Annotated in this window: 3 protein-coding genes; 2 read left to right on the top strand and 1 reads right to left on the bottom strand. The window is 59.8% G+C overall.

All coding sequences use genetic code 11. From position 1 onward, the window contains the following. Window positions 1-53: 53 nt before the first annotated feature. Window positions 54-1514: a membrane-bound lytic murein transglycosylase MltF gene (mltF, locus tag EJA71_RS08600; protein WP_158955937.1), complete on the bottom strand. Its 1461-nt coding sequence runs from the start codon at window positions 1512-1514 to the stop codon at window positions 54-56. 285 nt (window positions 1515-1799) lie between these two features. Between mltF and purL the strand changes: the two genes are divergently transcribed. Continuing rightward, window positions 1800-5696 (top strand): phosphoribosylformylglycinamidine synthase, encoded by a 3897-nt coding sequence (gene purL, locus EJA71_RS08595; protein ID WP_158955935.1) that lies wholly within the window; start codon window positions 1800-1802, stop codon window positions 5694-5696. Between the two features lie 5 nt (window positions 5697-5701). Next, window positions 5702-6013, top strand: a complete 312-nt coding sequence (locus tag EJA71_RS08590) for a YqfO family protein (protein WP_158955933.1) — start codon at window positions 5702-5704, stop codon at window positions 6011-6013. The last annotated feature ends 1332 nt before the right edge of the window (window positions 6014-7345 follow it).

The following is a 7345-nucleotide window of genomic DNA, read 5'->3' as shown; positions in this document are numbered from 1 at the left end:
CTACAGGTTATGTGGACACCTGTAGGAGCTGCCGAAGGCTGCGATCTTTTGCTTTAAAGAGGGGCAGGTTCTTGCGCGGGTTTTGACTTGTCGATGGCCGGCACATGCAAATTGCCTTCAGCCACCTGATCGCCCTCAAGCTGCGGCTGGGTTACCCAAGTCAGAATGTCGTAGTAGCGACGGATGTTCGCCACGAAATGCACCGGCTCGCCGCCTCGGGCGTAGCCATAACGCGTCTTGCTGTACCACTGCTTCTGCGACAGACGCGGCAGAATCTTCTTCACGTCCAGCCATTTGTCCGGGTTCAACCCTTCCTTGGCCGTCAACTTGCGCGCGTCATCCAGGTGACCGCTGCCGACGTTATAGGCTGCCAGGGCAAACCAGGTGCGATCCGGTTCCTTGATCGAATCGTCGAGCTGATCCTTCATATAAGCCAGGTACTTGGCGCCGCCCATGATGCTCTGCTTGGGGTCGAGGCGGTTGGACACGCCCATCGCCTGGGCGGTGTTCTGGGTCAACATCATCAAGCCGCGCACACCGGTTTTCGAGGTGACGGTCGGTTGCCACAGCGATTCCTGATAGCCAATGGCGGCCAGCAGACGCCAGTCGACTTTCTCTTTCTTCGCGTAATTCTTGAAGTGCTGCTCGTACTTCGGCAGGCGCTGCTGCAAGTGCTGGGCGAAGGTGGTGGCGCCCATGTAACCGAGGACGTCGACGTGGCCGTAATAGCGATCCTTCAGGCGTTGCAGCGTGCCGTTTTTCTGCACCTTGTCGAGATAGGCATTGATCTCGTTGAGCAGGCTGTTGTCTTCGCCCGGACCAACGGCCCAGCTCTGGCTGCGCGCATCGCCGAGGTCGAAGGCCACACGAATATTGGTGAAGTACACCTGATTCATCGCCACTTCGTTGGAGTCGACCAGCGTCAGGTCGATCTGGCCCTCATCAACCATGCGCAACAAGTCGACCACTTCAACTGCGTCGGATTCTTCGTACTCGATGCCGGGAAATTTCTGTTTCAGCTCGGCCAGTTGCTCGGCGTGGGTGCTGCCCTTGAGCACCATGATCTTCTTGCTGACCAGATCGCCCGGGTCGGTCGGTCGCGATTGGCCGTTGCGGTAGATGATCTGCGGGGTGACTTCGAGGTAGGAGTGCGAGAACCGCACCTGCTTCTTGCGCTGTTCGCTGCTGACCAGGCCGGCGGCGGCCAGTACCGGGCCGTTAGGTTTGCCGATCTGATTGAACAGGTCGTCTAGGTTGTCAGCGGTCTCGATCTTCAGTTCCACACCCAAATCGTCGGCGAAGCGCTTCACCAGCTCGTATTCGAAGCCGGTTTCACCGCTGCGATCCTGAAAGTAGGTGGCGGGGCTGTTACGGGTAATCACCCGCAGCACACCATCCTCCTTTACGCGCTCGAGTGTGTTGGGTTTATCAACACAACCACCGAGCATCAGGAAGAGTCCGGTTGCGATCAGCCATTTGGCGTACCGCGGACGCAAAGCCGTTGGGAAAAACATCTGCGCAGTATACGCAAACGGCCACGGGCGCCATATCTCGACAGCGTAGGACTAGTCTGCTATTGATCACAGAATCGAGCGAAACCCCACAGGAATGGGCCTTCGCGGCTTTTTGTTACAGTAAAAATAAGCCGCCGTTGCGCGGTCGATTTATCTGACTCCGGAGGCAGAAACACAGATTGGTGTCCGAGTGCAACCGTGCGTAGCGTTTCGGGTGATGTTGAGGGCGGTTTAGGCTAGAATGCACGGCCTCAAAGCACACCCCTTCCCGAGGCTGTCCCGAAGATGTTGATCCTGCGCGGCGCTCCTGCCCTTTCTGCCTTTCGCCACAGCAAACTCCTTGAGCAACTGAGCCAGAAGGTTCCAGCTGTCAGTGGCCTGTATGCTGAATTCGCTCACTTCGCCGAAGTCACCGGCGTCCTGACCGGCGACGAACAGCAGGTGCTTGCGCGCCTTCTGAAGTACGGTCCAAGCGTTCCGGTTCAAGAGCCGACCGGCCGTCTGTTTCTGGTGTTGCCGCGTTTCGGCACCATCTCGCCATGGTCGAGCAAGGCCAGCGACATCGCCCGCAACTGCGGCCTGAGCAAGATCCAGCGTCTGGAGCGCGGTATCGCCTTCTACGTGGCCGGTCAGTTCAGCGAAGCCGAAGCGCAGCAGATTGCCGACGTATTGCATGACCGCATGACCCAGATCGTGCTGGCCAACCTCGAACAGGCCGCCGGTCTGTTCAGCCACGCCGAACCGAAGCCGCTGACGGCCATCGACATCCTCGGTGGCGGTCGCGCCGCGCTGGAAAAAGCCAACACCGAGCTGGGCCTGGCCCTGGCTGAAGACGAGATCGACTATCTGGTCGACGCCTTCAACGGCTTGAAGCGCAACCCGCACGACATCGAATTGATGATGTTCGCTCAGGCCAACTCCGAACACTGCCGTCACAAGATCTTCAACGCCAGTTGGGATATTGATGGTGAGAACCAGGAAAAAAGCCTGTTCGGCATGATCAAGAACACCTACGTGATGCACAGCGAAGGCGTTCTGTCGGCTTATAAGGACAACGCCTCGGTGATCGTCGGCAACGTTGCCGGCCGTTTCTTCCCGAACCCTGAAACCCGCCAGTACGGCGCGGTGCAGGAGCCGGTGCACATCCTGATGAAGGTTGAAACCCACAACCACCCGACCGCGATCGCCCCGTTCCCGGGCGCGTCGACCGGTTCCGGCGGCGAGATCCGTGACGAAGGTGCAACGGGCCGTGGCGCGAAGCCAAAGGCTGGCCTGACCGGTTTCACCGTGTCGAACCTGCAGATCCCAGGCTTCGAACAGCCGTGGGAAGTGCCGTACGGCAAGCCTGAGCGCATCGTCACCGCGCTGGACATCATGATCGAAGGCCCGCTCGGCGGCGCCGCGTTCAACAACGAATTCGGTCGTCCGGCCCTGACTGGCTACTTCCGTACCTTCGAACAGTCGATCACCACTCCGCACGGTGACGAAGTTCGTGGTTACCACAAGCCGATCATGCTCGCTGGCGGCATGGGCAACATCCGCGAAGAACACGTCAAGAAAGGCGAGATCGTCGTTGGCTCCAAGCTGATCGTCCTCGGCGGCCCGGCGATGTTGATTGGTTTGGGTGGCGGCGCGGCTTCCTCCATGGCCACCGGCACCAGCTCGGCGGATCTGGACTTTGCTTCCGTACAGCGTGAAAACCCTGAGATGGAGCGTCGCTGCCAGGAAGTCATCGACCGTTGCTGGCAGCTGGGCGACAAAAACCCGATCAGCTTCATCCACGACGTTGGCGCAGGCGGTCTGTCCAACGCCTTCCCGGAACTGGTCAACGACGGCGACCGCGGTGGCCGTTTCGAACTGCGCAACATTCCAAACGACGAGCCGGGCATGGCCCCGCACGAAATCTGGTCCAACGAATCCCAGGAGCGTTACGTTCTGGCGGTCGGCCCGGAAGATTTCGAGCGCTTCCAGGCGATCTGCGAACGCGAGCGTTGCCCGTTTGCTGTAGTGGGCGAGGCGACTGCCGAGCCGCAACTGACCGTGACCGACAGCCATTTCGGTAACAACCCGGTGGACATGCCACTGGAAGTGTTGCTGGGCAAAGCCCCGCGCATGCACCGTTCGGTGGTTCGTGAAGCCGAGCTGGGCGATGACTTCGATCCGTCGAACCTCGACATCAGCGAATCCATCCAACGCGTTCTGCATCACCCGGCCGTGGCCAGCAAAAGCTTCCTGATCACCATCGGTGACCGCACCATCACCGGCCTGGTGGCCCGTGACCAAATGGTCGGCCCGTGGCAGGTTCCGGTGGCCGACGTTGCCGTCACCGCCACCAGCTTCGACGTTTACACCGGTGAAGCGATGGCGATGGGCGAGCGCACTCCGCTGGCTCTGCTGGACGCTCCGGCGTCGGGCCGCATGGCCATCGGCGAAACCCTGACCAACATCGCCGCGTCGCGCATCAACAAGATCTCCGACATCAAACTGTCGGCGAACTGGATGTCCGCTGCCGGCCACCCGGGCGAAGACGCGCGTCTGTACGACACCGTGAAAGCGGTCGGTATGGCACTGTGCCCTGAGCTGGGCATCACCATTCCGGTGGGCAAGGACTCAATGTCCATGGCCACCCGTTGGAACGATAACGGCGAAGAAAAAACCGTGACCTCGCCGATGTCGCTGATCGTGACCGGTTTCGCGCCAGTGGCTGACATCCGTCAGACCCTGACCCCGGAACTGCGCATGGACAAGGGCACCACCGACCTGATCCTGATCGACCTCGGTCGCGGTCAGAACCGCATGGGTGCTTCGATCCTTGCTCAGACACACGGCAAGCTCGGCAAACACGCGCCGGACGTTGATGACGCCGAAGACCTGAAAGCCTTCTTCGCCGTGATCCAGGGCCTCAACGCCGACGGTCACCTGTTGGCTTACCACGACCGTTCCGACGGTGGTCTGCTGACTGCCGTGGTGGAAATGGCCTTCGCCGGTCACTGCGGTCTGAGCCTGAACCTCGACAGCGTTGCCGAGTCCTCGGCAGAAATCGCTGCCATCCTGTTCAACGAAGAGCTGGGTGCCGTCATCCAGGTTCGTCAGGACGCCACGCCAGACATCCTCGCGCAGTTCAGCGCGGCCGGTCTGGGCGACTGCGTGTCGGTGATCGGTCAGCCGATCAACAATGGCCAGATCAACATCACCTTCAACGGTGACACCGTGTTCGAAGGCCAGCGTCGTCTGCTGCAACGTCAGTGGGCCGAGACCAGCTACCAGATCCAGCGTCTGCGTGATAACGCCGACTGCGCCGAGCAAGAATTCGACGTGCTGCTGGAAGAAGACAACCCGGGCCTGAGCGTCAAGCTGAGCTACGACGTCAACCAGGACATCGCCGCGCCTTACATCAAGAAAGGCATCCGCCCACAGGTTGCCGTGCTGCGTGAGCAGGGCGTCAACGGTCAGGTGGAAATGGCGGCGGCGTTCGACCGCGCCGGTTTCAACGCGATCGACGTGCACATGAGCGACATTCTCGCTGGCCGTGTCGACCTGAACGAGTTCAAAGGTCTGGTGGCGTGCGGTGGTTTCTCCTACGGCGACGTGCTCGGCGCTGGTGAAGGCTGGGCCAAGTCGGCACTGTTCAACAGCCGTGCCCGCGATGCGTTCCAGGGTTTCTTCGAACGTAACGACAGCTTCACCCTCGGCGTGTGCAACGGTTGCCAGATGATGTCCAACCTGCACGAGCTGATCCCGGGCAGCGAGTTCTGGCCGCACTTCGTGCGTAACCGCTCCGAGCAGTTCGAAGCGCGCGTGGCGATGGTGCAGATCCAGGAATCGAACTCGATCTTCCTGCAGGGCATGGCCGGTTCGCGTATGCCGATCGCGATCGCTCACGGTGAAGGTCACGCCGAGTTCTCCAGCGAAGAGGCACTGCTGGAAGCCGATCTGTCCGGTTGCGTGGCGATGCGTTTCGTCGACAACCATGGCAAGGTTACCGAGCGTTATCCGGCCAACCCGAACGGTTCGCCGCGCGGGATTACCGGTCTCACCAGCCGTGATGGCCGCGTGACGATCATGATGCCGCACCCGGAGCGGGTGTTCCGTGCCGTGCAGAACTCGTGGCGTTCAGAAGACTGGAACGAGGACGCACCTTGGATGCGTATGTTCCGTAATGCTCGCGTCTGGGTTAACTAAGGCCTGTGTACAAGTTGGCGTTTTTTGTTCCTGACAGTCATGTCGAGGTGGTCAAAGGGGCTGTGTTCGCTGCCGGTGGTGGGCGGATCGGTGACTATGACCACTGTGCTTGGCAGGTGCTTGGGTCTGGTCAGTTTCGACCTTTGGACGGCAGTCAGCCGTTTATGGGGGAGGCGGGGCAGGTTGAGCGGGTTGAGGAATGGAAGGTTGAGCTTGTGGTGGCGGATGAGTTGATCGTTGCTGTGGTGGCGGCGCTCAAGTTGAGCCATCCCTACGAGACGCCGGCTTATGAGGTGTGGCGGCTGGAAGATTTTTGATCTTTCTGGCGGCTGAAACGGGAAACCCGCAGATGAGTGATTGTCTGCGGGTTTTTTGTTGCCTGCGATTTTTTTTCTGTAGGAGTGAGCCTGCTCGCGATGGCGCCCTGACAGGCGACCATGTTCTGTCTGGCTGTGTGAATATCCGATTCTTCGAGTGCTGCGGCTGGCGGTTCCGCCCTTACGGCGGGTCACCTTTTCCAAACGCCGAAAAGGTAACCCAAAAGGCTTGCCCCAACGTTCGGCCCACTCGCTAAGGCTCGGGGTTCCTTCGCTCCGGAATTCATCCGGGCGCATCGCCTCCGGTTTGCTTCGCTGCACCTCCTCTCGATGCATTTGGCTGCGCCAAACGGTCGCTGCGCTCCCACCCCCGGATAAATCCCTCCACTCAGCCTGCCGACGGGGCCGTTGGATCAAGATCAAAAGCCGCAGCCGAGCTTACGCTCATCCTGTGTAGGAGCTGCCGAAGGCTGCGATCTTTTGATCTTGATTTTGTGGGAGCTGGCTTGCCAGCGATGGCGGCCTGCCAGCCGACCTGTGTCTTTCAGGTGTACTCAACCCAACGGTAGGAGTGAGCCTGCTCGCGATAGCAACCTCACAACCAACCAATCACCCGCAGATGTAGTTCAATTCCTGTGGAGCTGGCTTGCCAGCGATGGCGGCCTGCCAGCCGACCTGTTTCTTGCAGGTGTACCCAATCCAACTGTGTAGGATTGAGCCTGCTCGCGATAGCAACCTCACAACCAACCAATCACCCGAAGATGTACTCAATCCCTGTGGGAGCCTGGCTTGCCAGCGATGACGGCCTGCCAGCCGACCTGTTGTTACTTGCAGATGTACTCAATCCAACTGTAGGAGTGAGCCTGCTCGCGATAGCAACCTCACAACCAACCAATCACCCGCAGATGCACCTCAATTCCTGTGGGAGCTGGCTTGCCAGCGATGGCGGCCTGACAGCCGACCAATCTCTGCCTGAATGCACGCACTCCAACTGTGGCAGCTAGCCCTGCTGGCGATGGGGCCAATCCAGTCTCCAAGGAAATTTGATCTGTTTAAATCTGTGTCGAATTCGCAGAACCTTCCCACAAGGTTTTCAGGTTGTCCGTCGGACGCTCGCTCTCTAGTCTTTGTCTGTCGCTGCCAATTCAGCGACCGGGAGGTGAGATACCCGATTTGGATCCCCAGACAAGTGCCCCCATAATTGCGGCCAGCTAACGCTGTCAGCAATTCCTTATGGCGGCTATGTGCGGGCGGACTTCGGTCCGGCCGGTTTTGGGGTTCTATCGGTGATCTCACTCCGTACATGGCTGCCACCTCTTCTTCGAGTGAGAT

The sequence above is a fragment of the Pseudomonas sp. PB106 genome (assembly GCF_009764645.1).
Lineage (GTDB): Bacteria > Pseudomonadota > Gammaproteobacteria > Pseudomonadales > Pseudomonadaceae > Aquipseudomonas.
Note: the sequence above shows the minus strand (reverse complement) of the source record. Positions and strands in the feature narration are given on the sequence as shown.

Excerpts from the sequence above, each read along its gene's own strand:
- purL (WP_158955935.1), top strand. The coding sequence starts at position 1,800 with ATGTTGATCCTGCGCGGCGCTCCTGCCCTTTCTGCCTTTCGCCACAGC.
- mltF (WP_158955937.1), bottom strand. The coding sequence starts at position 1,514 with ATGTTTTTCCCAACGGCTTTGCGTCCGCGGTACGCCAAATGGCTGATC.